Consider the following 17,525-nt stretch of genomic DNA (forward strand, 5'->3'; position numbering starts at 1 on the left):
TGGTCTTTTATTTTTCTATTTAATTGCTTATACTTCATATGGGAGCTCCTTTTAGTCGGGTGGGCTCCTTTTATTATACAAAAACAACCGCACCTTGGTGGTGCGGTTGAGATTTGAATTTAGGAAAGTAGCCTCGGCTACTTTTTATTTGGTATAAAATGGTTTCGTAATGTTTGCAATGGCGTGTCCGAGTTCAGAATTACGCGGATACAAATCTACCGGAAGAGGAGCGTTGATGTCAGCCAAGAGCGTTTCAGCAATCTCTCGTAGCGCAGTCTCTTCCTCAACACCATCGATAATAACTACGAATTCGCTACGTCTACCGGTTTGGAGGATTCCAAGCGATGCGGCTGTAATATCACCATATGCCTCCAGTCGATCTTTTAATGTAAAGATAACCATGAGTGCCGTATTATCGGCTGGTTTAATCGAAACCTCCGGATTTTCATCGAAAATAAGTTCAAGCATTGAGTTATCCAGTGAAATTGCTTCATGCATGGGATTAATTACAATTTCATAATTTGGTTTTAACGTGAGGTCACGTAGAAATTGAACGTGAATGGGTGAATCAACTACACCCATTTCTTCTGCATAGCGATCGTTTGAAAAAACAGGAATGATGGTGATGCCATCATCGGTTGCGATGGAGAAATCTTGAATTATATAGATATGAGTATCACGCAATGCAGCTTCGAACGCTGCCTCGGCTTTCTGAGAATAGTCATTAACTAATTGTTGAAGTGCTGTATCAAGTTGTGTCATAAGTCGTACTTCCTTTTCTATACTATAACACGGATAAAATAAAGAAACGGAAATATAATTAAAATGGGTAAAAAAGAAATTATAGAAGAATACAGATTTTGGTCTTTGATACATGCACTTGATTGTACTCACTGGAAACGTCAAAGCGACAATTTGTTTGTGAAATGATTGCTAGTGTACTTGCAATCATCAAAAAGATATCATATAATTGGTTAGCGATTATCAAGAGTTGAGGTAGAGAGTTAGCTCGTTGACCTCATACCAACCTACACAATGTAAGGTGGTACAGCTAACAACGATGAGCTATCATTATTTAATAATGAGCCTTAGTGTTGTTGCTAGGACTTTTTTTTATGTCGTTAGAAAAAGAGGCTAGTATTAGAATGGAATACGTATATTTTACATCAGAAAGTGTGACAGATGGTCACCCTGATAAAATCTGTGATCAAATCGCAGATGCAATTTTAGATGCAGCATTGAAAGAAGATGCGAACTCAAAAATGGCAGTTGAGGCTACCATTAAAGATGATTTTATTCTTGTTTATGGTGAGGCAAATACACAAGCAACAGTAGATTATGCTGCAATTGCGAAGCAAGTTCTCGCTGATATCGGGTACAAAGAAACCTACGATGTCTTAGTGAAAGTTAACAAGCAGTCATCACAAATCAATCATGCGGTTGTGAGTGATGAAAGTGTTGGCGCTGGTGACCAAGGGATTATGTTTGGATATGCAACGAATGAAACTGAAAGCTATATGCCACTACCAATTGCTTTGGCACATGCGCTATCCCAACGTCTTAGTGAGGCTAAAGCAACGATTGATTGGTTATTACCTGATGGAAAAACACAAGTTACCGTTGCGTACGATGGCAACAAGCCAGTGTATGTCCATACTGTCTTAGTCAGTGCGTCGCACCAAGCTGGTATACCATTGGAAACAATTCAAGAAACAATCATGAATGATGTTATCTTACCAACAATCGATGCTCACTGGATTACAGATGAAACGCGTTTTATTATCAATCCAAGTGGCGAGTTCAGTATTGCCGGACCATTTAGTGATTCAGGCACGACAGGCCGTAAAATTGTTGTTGATACATACGGTGGTGTTGGTCGCATTGGCGGTGGATGCTTTAGTTCAAAAGACCCATCAAAAGTTGACCGTTCGGCTGCATATTTCTCCCGTTATGTTGCGAAGTCGGTGGTAGCTGCTGGATTAGCAGACAAAATTGAAATTCAGTTAAGTTATGCAATTGGCTTATCCGATCCATTGTCAATTCATATTGATACATTTGGCACCGCGAAACGTCCAGAAGCAGAAATTTTGGAAATCATTAACGCTAACTTTGATTTCAAAGTTGGAAATATTATTAAAGAACTTGATTTGTTACGTCCAATTTACCGCGAAAGTGCAAACTTTGGCCATTTTGGTCGTGATGGTTTCCCATGGGAAGCAATTAAACCATTAAAATTCTAAAATAAAAAACGAATCTGGAACGCTCCGTCAATCATAAGTTGAGGAACATGTTCTGGATTCGTTTTTGTATCTTATTCAGTCCGTATTAAACCAGACTTTTCCATTTGTATCAACCAATCTCGATAGTCTTTAGGATATGGCATACTGTATGCAAGTGTCGCACGCATTTCTAAATTATTGTCGTCATAATACTTATAGGCCGTTACAGCATTAGTTGCTTCCCGTTGAGCTTTCAAATACGCTTGCCCAGCTTTCGTCATACCAAGAATGCGGGTATTTGATGGCAAAATCACATCGGAACGTTTAATGCCAAGTAAAATCATCATTAAAGTACGTTGGATGCGAGATCGTGTGTAGCGTTTTGAGACGCAAGCTTCAATAAGTTCCGTGATGGGAAGGTGAACATTTTTCTTTAAGAGATTTTCGATGCCTTCGTCGACAAGATGAATCGATTGTAACCACGATGTATCGTTTTGAAGTATGATTGCGCGTATTTGTAAATCATAGGCTTCAAGGCGATGCAATGTGCTGTGATCAAGATCTAAAGGGGTCGTGTGTGAAACTGGTTTGTGACCATAGTGATTACGAATTGCGGTTGCGGAGGCGATGTCCGAGTCAATGTCTGTTCCATGATAATTGTTTGTGCGTTGGATTGTACGTGTAGCGATGCCAAGCATTTCAGCGACACGAATGTATTGAAAACCAAGAATATCATTAGCATTGCGAGAGGTTCCCATTTGTCGAGCATAGCTTTGACCTACGTCTGGATCATAATGAAATTGTGATTTGATATGCTCTATATTATTGGATTCCGAGCCGAAGACAATGGTGTCAGCGCCCATACGATGTAAAAGTGTCACAGCCGCTTCTGCAAAAAAGTCAGCGCTTTGTAAAACGAATGGTGTGGGAAGTTCAATCACGATATCAACACCATGATTTAATGCTGCTTCAGTGCGTTCCCATTTATTAATAAATGCGGGTTCTCCACGCTGGACAAAATTGCCTGACATGACCGCAATTAAAACATCACAATTTGTGATTTCGCGGGCCTTCTTGATATGATAAATGTGGCCATTATGAAGTGGGTTATATTCCACGACAATGCCTGTTACACTGTATTTTTTTGTCATAATTGTATTTTATCACATAATGATGAAAATAATGTAAAAAATACGATATTCATAATGTAAGCATGATACAATAGGAACATAAAGAGGTATAAGACATGAGATTACGTAAAAAAGACTGGAGTTCGGAGGTTTTCGAACAATTTTCTGATTATTTAATAAGCGATTTTGAAGCCATTAAAGGCAACTGGAAAGAAACCCTAAAGACCGATAAACTCCATGTGGAAATTGGTGCAGGAAAAGGGGATTATTGGCATCAAATGTCAGCCCTATACCCTGAACGCGGGATAGTAGCAATGGAGCGCGATTTTACAGCAAGTTCTATCGCACTCAAAAAGTTAGAAAGCAACTCGGGTGAACGAAAACGTTTCATCTATGGTGATGCCGAAAAACTCTCGGAGATGTTTGGACCGAAAGAGGTTGATGTGGTTCATTTAAACTTCAGTGATCCTTGGAAAAAGAATCGACATGAAAAACGCCGTTTAACCTACAAGACAAAATTAGATGATTACTATGACGTACTCACTGATACAGGAGAAATTTGGATGAAAACAGATAATGTTGGACTCTTCAATTATTCCTTGGTAAGCGTTGGCAGTCACAAATTTGAATTAGTAGATGTCCACGTTGATTTCCGAACAACTGATGATAACGATCCTTTCACGGAATATGAACACAAGTTCCATGAAATGGGGCAACCAATATTTAGAGCAATTTGGAGGAAAAAAGATGTTAAGTAAACAACAATTACAATGGTTCGAAACATTGACACAATTAGATGGTGTCAGTGGACATGAACATCAAGTTGCTGCATACTTGCGCAAAGAATATGAAAAGCTTGGTGTTGATGAGATTATCCAGGATAATCTTGGAAGTATTATGGCAGTACGTAAAAGTAAGAATCCCAATGCCAAACGTGTCATGGTTTTAGGACATATGGATGAAGTTGGATTTCTTGTCAAAGAAGTTACAAAAACAGGTGTTTTAAAGATTCATCCGGTTGGTGGATGGTTTAATCAGACGTTACTAGCACACCGTGTTCGCGTTACAACGCGTAAAGGTGATATCTATCCTGGAACAATCGGTAGCATTCCACCACATATGTTGAGTCCTGAAGATCGTGCAAAACCTATCGATATTCCACAAATGCTTGTGGATGTGGGGGCAACGGATGCTGACGATATCAAAAACATGGGAATTCAACCTGGAGACATGATTGTTGTTGATGGTGGATTTGAGATTCTCAATGGTGGGAAACGTCTTCTTGCCAAAGCATTTGATAACCGTTATGGCTGTGTCATGGGACTTGATTTACTGGATGCACTCAAAGACCAAGAATTAGATTATGATCTCTATGTTGGTGCAAGTGTTCAAGAAGAAGTCGGACTTCGCGGTGCCCAGACGATTACACAACTTATTAAGCCAGATCTTGCAATTATTCTTGATTGCTCACCAGCAATCGATACAATGGATTCAGAAGCACTTGGAAAACTAGGAGCTGGAATTCTCTTACGAATGGCAGATGGTAGCATGATTGCAACCAAGGATCTAATTTACAAACTACAAGACATTTGTGTTGAACATGATATTAAACATCAATTCTACTATTCTCCAGGTGGAACTGATGCAGGAATCGTCCACAAATCCAATGAAGGAATCAAAACAATTACATGTTGTGTGGTTGCTCGCAATATACATACGTCAGGAAGTATTCTTGATACGGATGACTATACTGCAGCAAAAGAAGCAATTGTTCGATTCATGGATAGCAATGTTTGGAGTGATGTGATTGTTTAAACGAATCATCGCGAGTGCCCTAGTGTTAGTTATTCTTGCTGGGTGTAGTTCGCCAAAACCTTATGAGGCGGTTGTACAGGATGCCTTATCCAGACCTCTTGTTCAATCACCAAATAAAAACAAGCAGTATCTGAAGTATTATGTCTTACCAGATACTGGCGTCAAAGAAACCACACAACTCTCAACCATGATGACTGTGATGTCAGAGCCCGTCATGATGACTTTAGATGTATCAGAGATTATCGGGCGTAAGTACTATGATTCAGCAGTTCTCGAAACGAAATTGAATGCAGATACCGTTGAGTATACCCAATCAGGGACCTATTTAGACCGTAATGATGTTGAACGTCAGTTTATCTTTACAGTCTTACCAAGCGGTAACAAAAAGACAATAATCTTAGAAAATGGTATCGTGACCCTAGTCGGAATCGTATCACCATCAAATCTAGCTTATGTAGCCGATTCTATGTTTGTAACAATGCGAAGCACGGAAGTGAATGAAGACGAAGTTGTTGCATACTACTCAAACAAAGAAATCATTGACTATAAAGCCGTTCATGAAAATTTCTTTGATCACAAAGTACCTGAGGAAGGAAGCTTGATTGAAATCTACAATCAACTTCACCCAGATAATCCGATCGAAGTTCCAAAGACTGAACAACCAGCGGAAACGCCAAAAGAGTAGGGGGAACGATTAAAAATGTTTAAAAAACTAACATCACTTCTCTTCAAAGAAGAGGAAATTGTGATTGAGGAAGAAATTGAAAAGCATGATAAAAAAGAAGAGGAATCACTTGTTATTCCAAATCTAAAGCCAATGGTCGCAAAACCAAAGGAAACGAAAGTAGAGCCTGCTTCCGTAGTCTCAACACCTGCGCCGACATTTAAAGACTCACAAAAAGAAGAAATTCACAACAGTGCAGAGTCTACTCAAGAAACACGTAAATCGATGATGATTGATGTGGATATTGATACGCATCCTGAAGTGAAAGAATCCAAAGTAAAAACAGAGGAAAAAACTTCTGCACGTCGTGAGGTAAAATATCAACGTAAGGAAATTATCAGTCCAATTTTTGGTGGTTCTGATAATGGTGCGGAACCACTTTCGAATGCAAAACCACACTATCAAGATGCAAAATCACGTGCACCTAAAACAAGTGTGATTAGTCCAATGTTTGGACAAATTGAAGTAACAGAACCTGTACATGAACAAATCTCAGAAGATGTCATGGATATGGATGTCACTGAATTGTTAGCACCAGAGCGTACAGAGGAAGAAGTCCAAGTATCACTCTATGACTATCTTGAGGAGCTTGATAAGCATGAATCAAAATAAATTATTTTTTGTTGGAATTAAAGGGACTGGGATGGCATCGTTAGCCAAAATCATGCGTAATCTCGATTATGATGTAGCAGGTTCAGACATTTCACGTCATTTCTTTACCGAAGATTCACTTCGCGCATTGGAAATCCCAATTTTGGACTTTGATGCTAACAATATTAAAGATGGTATGACTGTTATTGTTGGGAATGCGTTTGGTGATGACCACGAAGAAGTGGTTGCTGCACAGTCAAACGATACAGTTACCGTTTATCGTTATCACGATTATCTCGGTGATTTGGTCTCGAAGTTTCGAACTGTTACTGTCAGTGGATCACACGGGAAAACAACGACGACAACACTGTTAAAGGATATGCTTGATTATTCAAAAAATACTGGCTATCTAATTGGTGATGGACGTGGTGATTTATCAAACCAAGATGATTACTTTGCGGTTGAGGCCTGTGAGTTCCGTCGTCATTTCTTAGCGTATCGTCCAAAGGTAGCAATCATGACCAATTTTGAAATTGATCATGTAGACTATTTTAAATCTGAAAAAGATTACCTATCGGCGTATGAAGAATTTGCTGAAAACGTCGAAGAGCTTATTATTGTATGGGGTGATGATCCACATTATCGCGATTTAGATTTCAAAGATAAGACTGTATGGACCTATGGATTCTCAGATTCTAATAACCTTCAAGCCCGAAATATAGAACGAACCACAACACATAGCATTTTCGATGTCTATCATAATGATACATTCGTAAAGCGTTTTGATTTACCACTTGTGGGCGATCATATGATTCTTAATGCGCTAGCAGTAATTGGTGTAGGTCTTTATGAAGGAATTGCTGTTGATGCCATTGAAAAGGGAATTCAGAATTTTAAAGGCGCAAAACGCCGATTTGTAATTGAAGAAGGCAAAGAAAATATTTATATCGATGATTATGCGCACCACCCAACTGAAATTAAAGTTACGTTGGAAGCTGCACATACGCGTTATCCAGACCGTCGCTTGGTTGCGATTTTCAAACCACACCGAACAGGTCGCGTTTATTACTTTGCTGATGCATTTGCCGATGCGCTTAATTTAGCGGATCATGTTGCGCTGATGCCATTTACAAGTATTGATGACCAAGAAGAAGGTATCGATATTGATATAACATACCTTCAAGATCGTATCAAAGGAAGCATCGTTGTTGATGAAGGATCAGAAGAATCGTTAGATCAACTTCAGAAATACGGTCCTGCTGTTTATGTATTTATGAGCAGCAAAGATATTTATGATTTCAAAGATGCGTTGAAACGTCGTTTCAATGATTGAAACATTTTTCATAAAGACGTATAATAATAACTATAAGAGGTGAAAAGATGGATAAATTACTATTGAGTTTACACGACGTATCACTTGTACTATTACCAACAATTGGAGTGGTTTGCTTAGTCTTGCTTGCGATGATTCTTTATCGAATCTATAAAATCGTACAAGAACTTCCAAAGACAGTCACAAAAATCGATGGGGTAATAGATGCTACACAAAGATCAGTAGACAAATTGGATGCACCACTTACTACCTTAAACAACGTTTCGAATACAGTAGACCTTGTAAATGATTCTGCTGTAGGATTTGCAAGTAAGGCAGTTAATATGTCAATCAAGCATTCCGATGCAATCGTTGAATGGTTCCGAAACAACCAGCAACAACGAACCCATCGAAAAGAAGAAAAAGAAGTACGAAAAGAAGCACGTGAACATGCAGAAGCAGAAGCCCGAAAAGCTGAAGAGAAAGTAGAGGATTTTGGAATTTATGACTAAATATGATGATATACTCAACGAACTCGTTTATAAAATAGACGATGTGGTGTACGATTTCTATAGTAAAAGTAATGAACTCATTGCAACCAAAGCCAATCAAGATCGCCTCTTCACATTCCGTGATAAAACAATCAATACCATAAATGATATGAATGTTCGTTCACTGGAAATGATTTCTGGATTTAGAAGTGAAAGTCTTGTACGTGAACGTACTGAAAATCTTTATGACAAGAATATTCAACTTATCCAATCTGCGTATGATGTCATTGAAGCATCACCAAACAAAAGTGAATTCTTAGAAGATGTTCAAAATTTTGCAAGTGGTGTCTATACTCAAGCTAAAGATATGATGAAACGTGTCGAAGATTCAGGTACAATCGATCGCATTACTGATTCTGCACAAGTAGGGTTCAAAAAAGTACAAGATAGTTGGGATGAATTTGCAACAAATCCAACTGTTGTTAAGAATGTAGAAACACTGAAAGAAAAAACGAAGGAAGCTGTCGATTATGGTGCTAAAGTCATCCAAGATACATCTAAATTCGTTGCTGATAAAGTGTCTGAAACAAAAGAAAAACCATCAGATCCATCCTCAATTTACGTATCATCAACTGATGAACTACGTGATGTCATTGAAGATGTGACTGAACACACAACTGAACAGAAGGATGATAATTAATATGAAACGCGTCACTATATACGACGTAGCAAAAGAAGCGGGAGTATCCCTTGCTACAGTTTCACGGGTTATAAACGGACTTGAAATTGTTCGTGAAGAAACACGTGTTAAAGTCGAATCCGCTATTGATAAGCTTGGTTACAAGCCCAATGCTATCGCTCAAGGTTTAGCACTTCAAAAAACAACAACAATTGCGTTACTTGTTCCAGAAGCGAGCTTTGCATATACTGGCCAAATCATTAACGGTTTGATCGATGTAGCGAAAATTTACAAGTATAGCATTATGTTACACACGATGACAGAAGGAATTGTTGATATCAAAGATGTTATTGATGATGTTATTAAGTCCCGTGTCGACGGTGTTATTATTTATAACGACAAATTAATGGATAATGAATTGGAAGAGTTAAGTAAATATCAATTCCCAATCGTTATTATTGGAAATAAGATGTCAGATAAACAAATTTCATCAGTATATGTTGATATTGAAAAAGCAGTTTATGAACTCACAATGAACCAACTTGCTAAGAATAAAGACCGTAAAGTTGGTATTATCCAAGATCGCAAGAATGACTTTACAACAAATCAAATGATTCAAGGTGTACGTCGTGCTTACGCTGAAATGGGACGTGATTCAGAAGGGTATATCGAAATTCCATCGGAATACCGTCGCTCGTATGATTATTTCTTAGATCACATCGAGGATATGGACTATGACTTCTTAATTGCTAACCGTGACTCACAAGCCATCTCGGCCATGAATGCTGCACATGAACGTGGAATGTCAATTCCAGATGATTTAGAAATTGTCTGCTTAATTGACTCGAAATACAATTCAATGGTACGTCCTCGTCTCTCAAGCTTTGCAATCCCTGCATATGACTTGGGTGCGGTATCAATGCGCGTCCTTACCAAAATGCTTAATGACGATGAGGTGGAAGATAAAGAAATTGAACTCAGTTACCTTTATACACCACGTCAATCAACACGAAACTAAAGAGAGCAATCTCTTTTTTTCTTATCTTCACAAATACTTAATATTTTAATGAAAGGTATGAATAATGTGATTTATATAGAAAATTAAATATTTGTGTTTATCTATTGACAGAAACTATCGAAAGAGGTAATATTATACATGGTCAGAGATGGCCAATCGTTTATCAACAAATAATCTTTACCCCCCCACCCAAGATATTTGTTCGATAGACAACTTCATTGAAAGGCGCAGCAGCGTCTTTTTTATTTTAGGGGGCACAAAAATGTTACTACATGAATTTTATGACACATTATATCCAAATACTGGATTTACAACCATTCGCAAGACCACCAGAGCTATTGTTCTGAACGAGCACAATGAGGTCGGAATGATGCATGTTAAAGGAAATGATATCTTTGGACCACGTGATCATTATGAGACGCCAGGGGGTGGTGTAGAAGGTTCTGAGACTCTTGTTGAAGCGATCAAACGAGAAGTCCTTGAAGAGGTAGGTTATGAGTGCGAGGTTGAATCGTATCTTGGTTCAGTGATTAATCGTTACAATTTACTGGAAGTGATTACCATGCATCATTTCTTTGTCGTTCGAACTACAAAAAAAGCATCGATTGCGTGGACCGATGCTGAGAAAGAATGGTTTGATGGAGTGGTTTGGAAAACGCCTGAGGCATGGCGCGAGATTCTAAATGAACCCCGGGAAATGGTTAATGAATTAGTCCATGACCGGGAGCGTTTCATTATTGACTATTACTTAAATCAATTAAATAGGTAACGGGACTCAATGGCGTCTCGTATTCAAGAACTTCGTATGGCTTGTTTAAAGCTTCTACGAAGTTTTTTACTGCAAGATACTCGTCATATCCGCCGTCATGTTTGAGATAGCAGGATACGACGATAAATCCATCAACATAAGGAAGAATGCGATGTAATGAAGCAATAGTAGTTGCGGCAGTTGTAATGATTTCTTTGTTACTAGATGGTAAATATCCGAGATTATAGATGGCGCCGGTTATAGGTGCGATTAGGGCGTAGTCTACAAGGTCGTGACTCTGATTTAGATAAGTAATGTTGTGATACTCTTTAGTGCGCTCTTGGGCGCTTCTGATGGCCTCTGCTTGGATATCGATTGCTGTGACATGTTTTGCATGTTGCGCTAAGAACAAAGTGTCGTGACCGTTGCCAGCTGTCATATCGACAACGTTGCTCGTTTCATCAAGAAACTTCTGCATAAAAAGATGGGCTAGTTGTTTATGGTTCATAAGTATCGTCCTTTCAAAAAAAGAACCCTCATTTACTGAGGGTTTTGTAATCTAATAATAACAACATCTGGATTTGTAAACAATCTAAATTCTGGTTTGCTTGTGCCTACACCAGAACTTTGAATCATAATGGTTTCATCATATTGTTTGCGTTTCTCATTGTACTTACTGGATGGGAATAGGGCTCCAATGAGTGGCAGCCTTATTTTTCCATTCATAGATTTCCCAGTAATCATGACATCCATGGTCTGATCTCGTAAACTGTCGTAGACATCCGGATTGTGTGCAATAGCAATAACAAAGCCACCATCAACAACGGTTGGATAGGTAATACTTGCATTTGTGTTCAAGCCAACAAGTTGAATTGATTCATTCGTTTGCTTATGAATTGGGGTCACACTGTTGTCGAGAATGCGAAACCCAGAAGTTTGAAGGGTTTGACGTGCTGTGTCGTTTGAACTTGGAATATCGCCACTACCAAGAACCGCATATTTTCCAAGTTTGTCTGGAATACTTGTGAGTAAGTCACGGATGGCAACTTCATCACTTGCGGTTGTTGTTTCGTCGAATAAGTTACCAGAGAAGACAACGATATCCGGTTGATATATTTTTAAATGATCAACAGCTTTATTTAAGTTTGAGATATTTCCATTCACATCCGAAATAACACCAATTGATGCATTATGGAATGAAGGTGGAATCTTTTCGGATACTACAGTTTCGAAGCGAAGCGATACCCGACTTAATGAAAACACAGTCATTTCTAAATAAACTCCAACAAGTAATGAAAATATAATAAGTAAGGAAATTATTTGTTTTTTCTTACGCTTCATGAGTTTCTACTGAAGTTTCAGGTTGCTTTACAACGTCAGTTTTCGTCGGTTGTTTTGCTTTCGCTTGAGCGGGTTTCTTTACTTGTTGATTGGGATTTTTCTTAGGCTTTGGTTGTTGTTTCGCTGGACTGTTTTGTTTTTGATCCTTTGATTCAGCTTTGGGTTTATTGTTCTGACCTTGCTTGTTTTGTTTTGGCTTTTGAGCTTTCCCTTGTTTTTGCTTGGCATTTTTCTGTGGTGCTGATGCATCCACAGTTTGCCTTTGGTTTAGAATAACAGGAATTACAAGCGGATTACGTTGGGTGTGCTTGTACAAGAATGGTTCTAGTGAACCGCGAATTGTATTTTTAATTTCACCAAATGTAACTTTCTTTTGCATACGCTTTTTGAGTGCTTCGTACACAACTTGTTCTGCTTCTTTGAGAAGCGTTTGATTTTCTTTAATAAAAACGAAACCACGACTTACGATACTTGGTTTAGCCAATATCTTGTTTTGTCGGGAATCAATCGTAACCACGACACTTACCAATCCACTATCAGATAGGATTTTACGGTCTTTAATAACTGCAGTAGAAAGTCCACTGGAGTCGTTACCGTCTACGTAGATGTCATCCGCCTGAATACGAACGTCTGTTTGGAAGACTTCGCCACTTCGAATTGCGAGTACATCACCGTTAGAACAGATAAAGATGTTTTCAGGTTTAACCCCTGTTTCGATAGCTGTTTCTTTGTGTGTTTTTAACATTTTGTATTCCCCATGCATTGGCATGAAGTATTTTGGTTTAATAAGTTGTAACATCAAGGTTTGCTCATCTTTGGAGGCGTGACCTGTAGTGTGAAGTGAATTAAGTGGTGAATTAGTAAGGACGTTTGCTCCAGCACGACTGAGGCGGTTCACGACTTGTGACACACTTGGCCCATTTCCAGGGATTGGACTTGATGAAAAGATCACAGTATCTCCAGGAATAATGCTTACTTGTCGGTGTGTTCCGTTTGCGATACGGCTAAGCGCAGCAAGGGGCTCACCTTGAGATCCTGTACAGAGTACAAGAACTTTATCAGCAGGCAATTTATTGAGTTGGTTAGCATTGATGAAGTTTTTATCTGATGCTTTAATATGACCTAGTTTTCGAGCAATAGTGATTACGTTTTCCATGCTTCGTCCAAATACGGCGATTTTTCGATCTTGTGCGATTGCTGCTTCAATGATTTGTTGGACGCGGTAAACGTTGGAGGCAAAGGTAGCAATGATAATACGACCTTCAACCTTTTTAAAGATGCGATTAATCTCTTTCGCAACATCCCGTTCACTTATTGAGAATCCACTCACTTGAGCATTGGTCGAATCACTCATAAGAAGTGTGACACCGATTTCTCCCATGTAAGACATAATTTGATAATCTGGATTTTCACCAACAGGTGTTAAGTCGAACTTAAAGTCACCGGTCGATACGATTCTTCCGTTTGGTGTATTTACAAGAACACCTAAAGCATCAGGAATCGAGTGAACGACATTAAAGAAACCAATTACAAAATGTTTTGTTGTAACTTTTGATTCAGAACTAATTTCTTGAATTTTGTGCTTTGTTTTAATTTTACGTTCTTCAAGTTTACGTTCGATTTGTGCTTTCGCAAAACGTGGTGCGTAAATCATTGGAATGGTTACGCGTTGTAGAAGAAATGGAATTCCTCCGATGTGGTCTTCGTGACCGTGAGTAATGATTAATGCTTTAATTTTGTGTTGGTTTTTTACAAGATGTGAAAAGTCGGGGATGACATAGTCAACGCCAAGCAAATCATCCTCTGGGAACATGACACCGGCATCAATGATGATAATCTCATCATCGTGCTCAATGACGTACATATTTTTACCAACTTCGCCTAAACCACCTAAAGCATATACAAGGGTATCGGTTTTGCGAATTGAATTGTTATTTTCTGCCATAATAGCTCCTATTCTATAATCTTGAGTTTATCATCGTGTGCCCATGGATCTTGTTTATTAATATGATCGTAGAATAACACACCGTTTAAATGATCAATTTCATGTTGTAAAACAATTGCCAAAAAGTCTTTTGCGACAATTGTAACGTTTTCGCCTCTCAGATAATCATACGCTTCAACTTTGATGCGCTGACTTCTTGGTACGAGGCCTTCATATACTTTTTGAATGGATAGACATCCTTCACCATATGATAATGCTGCTTTACGAACCGCATGGGAAACAATCCGTGGATTGATTAACGCATACTCGATTTCAAAGTAATTACCGTCTTTGTCTTCATCTTCGATGACGATGACTGTCATTTGCTTTGAAATACCAATTTGAGGTGCCGCAATACCATTTGCTGGTTGTAGATTATACTTTTCTGCAAGTTCATCGACGCGTGAATCACGCACATATTTCAGCATTGATTCGATAGTTTCAATATCCTCTGATTGCAAAGGAAAAGATACCGGTTTTGCTTTTTGACGCAAAACGGGATTTGGGTCTTGGACGATTGTGTCCATATTTATTTTATGCATATTAAAAATTCCTCTATTCAAAATATGAGTTCTTTATGATTGTTTGACATAAACTCGTTAGGTATAGTTTAGCGTATTTTTAACATTTTTGAAAGGCTTTCGCATATTTTTCAAGGAAGTTATGCTATGATAATCGTATGAAAAAGAACAGATTCTCACTTAAAATGCCTGCGGGCTATAACCGTGCGATTCATGCAGCAGTCTTAATTCTAAATCTCTTCGGAGTTTTAATGGTTATTTCAGCGAGTATGTCCACGGATGCAACAAACGGTTCCTTATTATTCGCGGGTGCGAAGGAACTGGGTTTTGTCGTTATCTCTTATGTATTAATGATTTTTACAGCTCGTAATTTTTCGTTTAAATTGGTAACAAAGTATCAACGAATTATTAGCCTTTGCGTGATCGCAGTCTTGTTATCGGTACTTGTCTTTCCGCCTGTTAATGGGGCACGGGCTTGGCTTCGTTTTGGACCAATTACGATTCAACCAGCCGAGTTTGCGAAGATTTGGGTAATTATTCTTGTAGCAATTAACTTGGGGGACAAGCAACGTCATCGAGTGGCTAAGACATGGGATTTGGTCAAAGAACCCTTAATCTTTATTCTTATTTTCAGTGCTATTATTATTGCACTTCAAAGAGACCTTGGGTCTGCAGTCGTACTTCTTGGAATCGGTTATATGTGTTTCTTGGTGCCTTCCAATCGAAAACTTGATAAGTTTCAAAAATATATGACGATTTTCCTCTTGGTAGGTATCGTCTTAGTGGTATTTTTAGGGACCGAAACGGGTTTACATTTGGTTGAAAGCATTCTTAATAAAATTGGAGCACATGACTATATGCTTGGACGTTTTAAATCATCCGCCGATCCTTTAGGAGAGCGATATGGTGATTCATACCAGTTATTCATGAGTCTTGTAGCAATGATTCAAGGTTTGGACGCAGGTTTATTTGGAAAAGGGTATGGAAACAGTCTTAATAAACTCGGATACTTACCCGAGGCGCAGACAGACTTTGTACTCGCAATAGTTGTTGAAGAGCTTGGTATTTTTGGAATTCTTATCGTTTTAGTAGGTTACGGTGTGATTCTCTACAATACATTCAAGTATGCACTTTATGTTAAGCTCGAACGGGATAAAATTATCTTAGTGGGTGTGGCTTCATACCTAATGATTCACTTTGTCTTTAATGTTGGAGGGGTGACGGGTCTTGTGCCATTGACTGGAGTTCCGCTACTTTTTGTATCTGCGGGTGGTTCAAGCAAAATGGCCATTATGATTGCAATTGGTTTGGTTCAACATGTCATCAGTAACTACAATGTAGAGCAAAAAGTATTAGCGCAAAAGAAACGAATGGAGCAACAAGGCTTATGAGAATCGTAGCTGGAACCCACGGATCTCGTGTCCTTAAGACTTTGTCAGGACAGACGACACGACCAACAACAGATAAAGTAAGAGGTGCTATCTTCAGTAAAATTGGACCATACTTTGATGGTGGTACATTTCTTGATGTGTTTGGAGGTAGTGGTGCCATGGCATTGGAGGCAATCAGTCGAGGAATGCATGCCGCAACGATTATTGAAAAAGATAGCCGAGCACTCAAAGTGATTCAAGATAATGTTAAGACACTGAATGTGACACAACAAGTGACAGTACAAAAGGGAGATGCCCTGACAGTAACAAAGCGATTATCTGGAACGTTCGATGTGATTTTTATGGATCCTCCATACGCATATACCGAATTACCGAGTGTTTTTCTAAATTTGATTGAGGGCAATCTATTGCATACGGATAGTATCGTGATTGTTGAAATGGATAGTCGCGCAGATTTAAGCAATCAAATTGGCGATTGGCACTGTTATGACACGAAATCGTATGGCATTTCAAAAGTAAAGTTCTATGAACATGCACCACAATAATGTGGTGTTTTTATCAAAAGAAGTATGGAAAATTGCAAATAAACCATAATTTTATGTTTTTTAGGTATGTAAAATCATGGGATTGAACACTGTGAGCATTCTTTTAAGACAATAAGTATGATAAAATGACATTATTGTTAGTTGCGAATCAACTAAGATAACATATAATGTACAAAGACTGGAAACGGGTACCATGGAAAAATATATATTAAAAGTTCGCGAAGATGGATCAGAAATTACCCTTCGTGACGTACAAATGAAAACATTAGAAATACTTTTAGAATTTGACCGTATTTGTAAGAAACACAATCTTGAATACGCATTAGGATACGGAACGGCACTGGGTGCGGTCCGTCATAAAGGGTTTATTCCTTGGGATGATGATGTTGATGTCATGATGACCTATGATACATATCACAAATTATTGGAAATATTACCAGATGAAATTCAAGAACCTTACTATTATCACTGCCTGGAAAAAGATGATGCATATAATGTCTTAATTCCTGAAATGAAATTCCGTATGGGCGGAACTTATGTTAAAGAACAAAACTCATTACTGATGAATAAATGTGAAGGTGATGGTCTATTTATTGACGTTTTTGCGGTTGATAAGGTATCGGAAAGTAAATTTAAGTACTTATCAAGCCTTTGCTTTTCGATTGCATGTATGCCGATGTTTGTCTTCTTGGATAATATTGGAATCCAAGCAGCGCCACTTAAACGATGGTTCAACAATCGTGCGAAACGTTATGCTGCGAAACATAAAGATTCGAAATATACAGCGCTTAATCTAACATGGACATTCTTTCCAAAATTAGAAGACCAACGCGTGCCAAACGAAGTAATGTGGCCAACGATAGATATGGAATTTGAAGGACATATGTTACCAATGCCTCCTGGATACCACGAGTATCTAGTATCGCTATTTGGGGAGTCCTACATGCAATTTCCACCAGAAAAACAACAGAAACCGAAACATATTGATGATATAGAAATTTAGTGAGATGGTAGCG

At 38.5% G+C, this 17,525-nt stretch carries 19 protein-coding genes; 13 read left to right on the plus strand and 6 right to left on the minus strand.

Annotated features, from left to right (window positions below):
- Positions 1 to 144 precede the first annotated feature (144 nt).
- The gene (locus tag GVV19_RS09245; protein ID WP_159647194.1) at positions 145 to 762 is read right to left on the minus strand and encodes an enhanced serine sensitivity protein SseB C-terminal domain-containing protein; all 618 of its coding nucleotides are present in this window, start codon (positions 760 to 762) and stop codon (positions 145 to 147) included.
- 383 nt (positions 763 to 1,145) lie between these two features.
- Here GVV19_RS09245 and metK point away from each other — a divergent pair, with 383 nt between their 5' ends.
- The gene (gene metK, locus GVV19_RS09250) at positions 1,146 to 2,240 is read left to right on the plus strand and encodes a methionine adenosyltransferase (RefSeq protein ID WP_159637899.1); all 1,095 of its coding nucleotides are present in this window, start codon (positions 1,146 to 1,148) and stop codon (positions 2,238 to 2,240) included.
- Positions 2,241 to 2,311: 71 nt separating this feature from the next.
- Here metK and GVV19_RS09255 read toward each other — a convergent pair whose 3' ends face one another.
- A complete protein-coding gene (locus GVV19_RS09255; RefSeq protein WP_159647196.1) occupies positions 2,312 to 3,370 on the minus strand; it encodes a tRNA(Met) cytidine acetate ligase in 1,059 nt (352 codons plus the stop codon).
- 95 nt (positions 3,371 to 3,465) lie between these two features.
- Here GVV19_RS09255 and trmB point away from each other — a divergent pair, with 95 nt between their 5' ends.
- The 9 genes from trmB (at position 3,466) to GVV19_RS09300 (ending at position 10,748) form a co-directional block, all read left to right on the plus strand.
- Positions 3,466 to 4,107: a tRNA (guanosine(46)-N7)-methyltransferase TrmB gene (gene trmB / locus GVV19_RS09260; RefSeq protein WP_159647198.1), complete on the plus strand. Its 642-nt coding sequence runs from the start codon at positions 3,466 to 3,468 to the stop codon at positions 4,105 to 4,107.
- Complete coding sequence (locus tag GVV19_RS09265) at positions 4,097 to 5,164, plus strand: M42 family metallopeptidase (RefSeq protein WP_159641501.1); 1,068 nt, start codon at positions 4,097 to 4,099, stop codon at positions 5,162 to 5,164. The genes trmB and GVV19_RS09265 overlap by 11 nt, the downstream gene beginning before the upstream one ends.
- Complete coding sequence (locus GVV19_RS09270; protein WP_159637891.1) at positions 5,157 to 5,849, plus strand: hypothetical protein; 693 nt, start codon at positions 5,157 to 5,159, stop codon at positions 5,847 to 5,849. Before GVV19_RS09265 ends, GVV19_RS09270 begins: the two co-directional genes overlap by 8 nt.
- Before the next feature lie 15 nt (positions 5,850 to 5,864).
- Positions 5,865 to 6,500 (plus strand): hypothetical protein, encoded by a 636-nt coding sequence (locus GVV19_RS09275; protein WP_159647200.1) that lies wholly within the window; start codon positions 5,865 to 5,867, stop codon positions 6,498 to 6,500.
- Positions 6,487 to 7,812 carry a UDP-N-acetylmuramate--L-alanine ligase gene (murC, locus tag GVV19_RS09280; protein ID WP_159641503.1) on the plus strand — a complete coding sequence of 442 codons (1,326 nt, stop codon included), beginning with the start codon at positions 6,487 to 6,489 and terminating at the stop codon, positions 7,810 to 7,812. Before GVV19_RS09275 ends, murC begins: the two co-directional genes overlap by 14 nt.
- Positions 7,813 to 7,859: 47 nt before the next feature.
- Complete coding sequence (locus GVV19_RS09285) at positions 7,860 to 8,303, plus strand: hypothetical protein (RefSeq protein WP_159641504.1); 444 nt, start codon at positions 7,860 to 7,862, stop codon at positions 8,301 to 8,303.
- A complete protein-coding gene (locus tag GVV19_RS09290; RefSeq protein ID WP_159637883.1) occupies positions 8,296 to 8,982 on the plus strand; it encodes a hypothetical protein in 687 nt (228 codons plus the stop codon). The genes GVV19_RS09285 and GVV19_RS09290 overlap by 8 nt, the downstream gene beginning before the upstream one ends.
- A gap of 1 nt (position 8,983) precedes the next feature.
- A complete protein-coding gene (locus tag GVV19_RS09295) occupies positions 8,984 to 9,979 on the plus strand; it encodes a LacI family DNA-binding transcriptional regulator (protein ID WP_159641505.1) in 996 nt (331 codons plus the stop codon).
- A 262-nt stretch (positions 9,980 to 10,241) separates the two neighbouring features.
- Positions 10,242 to 10,748, plus strand: coding sequence for an NUDIX domain-containing protein (locus tag GVV19_RS09300; protein WP_159647202.1), 507 nt, complete (start codon positions 10,242 to 10,244; stop codon positions 10,746 to 10,748).
- Here GVV19_RS09300 and GVV19_RS09305 read toward each other — a convergent pair.
- Genes GVV19_RS09305 through def form a run of 4 tightly spaced genes read right to left on the minus strand, consistent with a single transcriptional unit; the run spans position 10,714 to position 14,594 of the window.
- Positions 10,714 to 11,286 carry a class I SAM-dependent methyltransferase gene (locus GVV19_RS09305; protein ID WP_268891708.1) on the minus strand — a complete coding sequence of 191 codons (573 nt, stop codon included), beginning with the start codon at positions 11,284 to 11,286 and terminating at the stop codon, positions 10,714 to 10,716. The genes GVV19_RS09300 and GVV19_RS09305 overlap by 35 nt on opposite strands.
- Entirely contained in the window at positions 11,268 to 12,068 is an 801-nt protein-coding gene (locus GVV19_RS09310) for a metallophosphoesterase (RefSeq protein ID WP_159647206.1), read from the minus strand. The genes GVV19_RS09305 and GVV19_RS09310 overlap by 19 nt, the downstream gene beginning before the upstream one ends.
- Positions 12,058 to 14,013: a ribonuclease J1 gene (gene rnjA / locus GVV19_RS09315; protein WP_159647208.1), complete on the minus strand. Its 1,956-nt coding sequence runs from the start codon at positions 14,011 to 14,013 to the stop codon at positions 12,058 to 12,060. Before rnjA ends, GVV19_RS09310 begins: the two co-directional genes overlap by 11 nt.
- 8 nt (positions 14,014 to 14,021) lie before the next feature.
- A complete protein-coding gene (def, locus tag GVV19_RS09320) occupies positions 14,022 to 14,594 on the minus strand; it encodes a peptide deformylase (RefSeq protein ID WP_159637869.1) in 573 nt (190 codons plus the stop codon).
- Positions 14,595 to 14,731: 137 nt separating this feature from the next.
- On the opposite strand from def, the gene GVV19_RS09325 reads away from it, so the two are divergent.
- The 3 genes from GVV19_RS09325 (at position 14,732) to GVV19_RS09335 (ending at position 17,512) form a co-directional block, all read left to right on the plus strand.
- The gene (locus tag GVV19_RS09325; protein WP_159641509.1) at positions 14,732 to 15,964 is read left to right on the plus strand and encodes an FtsW/RodA/SpoVE family cell cycle protein; all 1,233 of its coding nucleotides are present in this window, start codon (positions 14,732 to 14,734) and stop codon (positions 15,962 to 15,964) included.
- Complete coding sequence (rsmD, locus tag GVV19_RS09330) at positions 15,961 to 16,509, plus strand: 16S rRNA (guanine(966)-N(2))-methyltransferase RsmD (protein ID WP_159647210.1); 549 nt, start codon at positions 15,961 to 15,963, stop codon at positions 16,507 to 16,509. Before GVV19_RS09325 ends, rsmD begins: the two co-directional genes overlap by 4 nt.
- 193 nt (positions 16,510 to 16,702) lie before the next feature.
- On the plus strand, positions 16,703 to 17,512 hold the full coding sequence (locus GVV19_RS09335) for a LicD family protein (protein WP_159637862.1): 810 nt from the start codon (positions 16,703 to 16,705) through the stop codon (positions 17,510 to 17,512).
- Positions 17,513 to 17,525 lie beyond the last annotated feature (13 nt).

It is taken from the genome of Erysipelothrix anatis (assembly GCF_009828745.1).
Taxonomy (GTDB): domain Bacteria; phylum Bacillota_I; class Bacilli_A; order Erysipelotrichales; family Erysipelotrichaceae; genus Erysipelothrix; species Erysipelothrix anatis.